The following is a 3,314-nucleotide window of genomic DNA, read 5'->3' on the forward strand; positions in this document are numbered from 1 at the left end:
GCCGTGGTCTTCAGGCTGGCAAATATAATAGGGAAGAGGTCAAACCATGGAGTTATCTATGATTTCATAAACAAACTCAAGAAGAATCCAAACAGATTGGAGATTTTAGGCGATGGAACACAGAGAAAGAGCTACCTCCACGTTAGCGATACCGTTGCGGCCATGCTTTATTTATTTAAAGAGTTTTTAAAGGAGGAAAAGATCTACGATGCTTATAATATCGGCAGTGAAGATTGGATCACGGTTACAGAGATAGCGGAGATAGTGAGCAGGGAAATGGGCCTAAATCCAGAATTCTACTTTACCGGCGGTGTGAATGGAGGACGAGGATGGAAGGGAGATGTTAAGATTATGCTCCTAAGCATAGAGAAGGCCAAAGCAAAGGGCTGGAAGCCAAAGATGAACAGCTACCAAGCGGTGGAAAAAACGGTTAGGGAGTTATTGGGTAAAGAATAATTTTCTATTTGGAGAGGAGCCACTTCCACAGGGGCATAACTTTGATTTCCTTCCCTTTCTTCTTAATTGTCTCCTCCTGATCCCATGTTATGAGAAGCAGGTCTCTGCAATTGAGCTCTTTTGAAGCCCTGATCAAGGCAGGAATTTCCCTTTCATAGTTGCTTTCATTGAGCTCATAAGTAACCTGAATTGCTTGCTTTACCCTTCCTTTCTCCAGTATAACAAAATCCACTTCCTTTCCATCCCTTCTTCGGTAGTAAAATACGTCTCTATTCGGCTCCAAGTCAGACTTTAAAAGTTCGGTAAAGACCAAGTTTTCTAACAATCTCCCCTCATCTTGGACGCCTAGACTTGTCAAGAGTCCGTTGTCCACCAAATAGGGCTTGAACCCGTACAGCTCCTGAAGCTTGTATGACTTTATTAGAGCCCTGAGGGGATAGAACACAAGAGAGTCTTCCAGAAATTCTAAGTAGTTTGCAACCGTTGTCTTTCCTACGTTAATGCCGATCCCCTTCAAGTTTTTGTATGCCTTGGAAATGGAAAGGTGAGTGGAAAACGCAAGCATCCTGAAAAGGAGCTTTAATGCCTTGATATTGACGATTCCCCACCGCTCAACGATATCCTTGTAGATCGTCAAGTCAATTATCTCTCGAAGAATCTCCCTTCTGAGAGAAAAGTCCAATATGACCTCGGGATAGCCTCCCCAAACGAGATACCCCCTGAGCAGCTTCTTGATCTTAGCCTCCTCATAAGTGGAGTAGAATCTATCAACCTTTATCCCATGAGAAACCAGTATCTCCCTGAATGAAAAGGGATAAACCCTTATAGGAACACTCCTCCCTCTCAGTTCAGTTGCTATTCCTTTTGATAAAAGCGTGGAGGAAGAACCTGAAACAATCACCCGCTGATTTTTATCAAGTAAGAACCTCACGAACTTTTCCCAATTTTTAACTGTTTGAATTTCATCCAAGAAAAAGTAGTTATGTCCCTTTACATTTTCAGGAAATTGGGAATAATAGACATCCAAGAGGTCCAATAAATCATCCAAAGTAGTATCTATTATCCTGGGATCTTCCAAATTAATGTAGATCGTCTCTTCTTTCCTAACCCCTTGTTTTAAAAGTTCTTTAATTATCTGGAACATGAAATAAGTTTTTCCAGCTCTTCGTGGCCCAATAATGACCAAAGCTCTTTGGACCTTAGGTATGCTGTAATTTATATTTCGCTCAACAAGTTTAACATCCCACTCAAGGTAGTCCCTTATTATCCTACCCCAGACTTCTTTTGATATCATGTACTATGTATAGTACTAATACTTTATAAATGTTTGTACTATTAATAGTCCAGCGGAAATAATGTGTGATCATCACAGTTTCTCAGCCAGTTTTAGTGTTATTTTGCTTTCTATTATGGCTGCAATGAGTATTAAAGCTATTGATATTCCCACAAGTTTAAAGAACTCTTTAGCATCCTCTTCTGTAATCATTTCTTTCTTTTTGCCCAAGGCAAACCTCAAGAGTTCATAGGGAATTTTAAGGCCTGCAGATCCAGCAATAATTAAAGCCGGAATTTCAAAAATGCCATGGGGGAAGATAAGAAGGAAGAATGTTTTAAGTTCACCCACATGGCGCAGGATCCATGAAGAATGTAAAAATAACCCCAAAGGAATCCCATTAAATATCAAACTCCAAATACTCAACCCACCAAAAGTCAAAACACCACCAAAGGATAGAATGAGAATAACTTTCAAATTATTTATAAAAAGAAATCTGAAGTTTGGTACTATTTCATTTTGTTTTTCATAAATACAGAACATGTTTTCACTCTTAGGTGCATTCAATGAATTAAAACCAAGAAAAACCCCAATTAAGAAGAGAAATGTCGAAAAAATTAAAAGTTTATAAAAAATCCTCATTATTTCACTCTCCTATCTAATAAACCACCAGTGTGAATATTCTTCAGCGTATGACTTGTAGATTTTTGCCTTTTTTTCATCCCCTTCTTTCAGTGCTTCTCTATAAAGCTCCATATAATGGTGATATTTACTCACCCGCTTTGTTTGCATAATCCCAATCAAAAAAACTAAAATTGTAAACAAAACGAACAAAATGTAATTAGCATCCATATTTCCTCACTCCTATGCAAGGCCTGCTAATGCCAATGCTGAAACTCCTAATCCAGCTGGATTCCCACTAGCAGCGCCAGCAAGAGCTGCAGCCCCCAACATGCTAATCCAAGTTAGATAAAGATTCATTTCTGAACTATATTCCTCTGCTAGTGATTTATAATAATCTGCCATTCTATCGTTGCCATCTAATAATGATTTTCTGGACAAGTCCATATAACGGTGATATTTTTCTTTTGCACTATTATACTTGTGGATTGCATAATTTGCGTGGTTAGTCATCTCTTCAAATACTATCCCAAACACCATCAACACTAACCCCAAAGCAAGTGCTTTCCTCCACATAGATTACCACCAATTATAATAATCCAACAACTATAATAAAAAGTTTTTCGAGAAAAAGTTGATTACCACTCATTGAGTTTTGAATATGAGTTGAATAATAGCCAAAAATCTTTAATCAATATTCGAACATCTCCAATTTAACAAATATTTAGCAAACTGCGTAAGTTATTCTGCTACTCCACAACATTTTATGTTTTTTATTGAGAGGGTATTTTCATGGAAATTTCTGGAACCAAAATCCCTAACTTCCCCCCTCTTGTTCTAACGTGTTCTCCTTCCATATTAAATTGCCCCCGTTCTCAGCTTTTTAGAACAGTTTAACATCCTAAATTTTCCATAAAATCCAATACGAAAAGCATCGAAAGATTTATAAATTAATTTTTGGTTA

The 3,314-nt window shown here is 37.7% G+C and carries 4 protein-coding genes; 1 reads left to right on the forward strand and 3 read right to left on the reverse strand.

What is annotated here, in order from left to right; genetic code table 11:
- Positions 1-456: NAD-dependent epimerase/dehydratase family protein (locus H5T41_10880; protein ID MBC7109261.1), on the forward strand; the 456-nt coding region annotated here is incomplete at its 5' end.
- A 4-nt stretch (positions 457-460) separates the two neighbouring features.
- Here the strand turns inward: H5T41_10880 and H5T41_10885 are convergent.
- The 3 genes from H5T41_10885 to H5T41_10895 form a co-directional block, all read right to left on the reverse strand.
- A complete protein-coding gene (locus H5T41_10885) occupies positions 461-1,750 on the reverse strand; it encodes an ATP-binding protein (protein ID MBC7109262.1) in 1,290 nt (429 codons plus the stop codon).
- A gap of 72 nt (positions 1,751-1,822) precedes the next feature.
- Positions 1,823-2,371 carry a stage II sporulation protein M gene (locus H5T41_10890; protein MBC7109263.1) on the reverse strand — a complete coding sequence of 183 codons (549 nt, stop codon included), beginning with the start codon at positions 2,369-2,371 and terminating at the stop codon, positions 1,823-1,825.
- 222 nt (positions 2,372-2,593) lie between these two features.
- Positions 2,594-2,926 carry a hypothetical protein gene (locus H5T41_10895; GenBank protein ID MBC7109264.1) on the reverse strand — a complete coding sequence of 111 codons (333 nt, stop codon included), beginning with the start codon at positions 2,924-2,926 and terminating at the stop codon, positions 2,594-2,596.
- Positions 2,927-3,314: the final 388 nt, after the last annotated feature.

It is taken from the genome of Methanomassiliicoccales archaeon, from assembly GCA_014361295.1.
Lineage (GTDB): Archaea > Thermoplasmatota > Thermoplasmata > Methanomassiliicoccales > JACIVX01 > JACIVX01.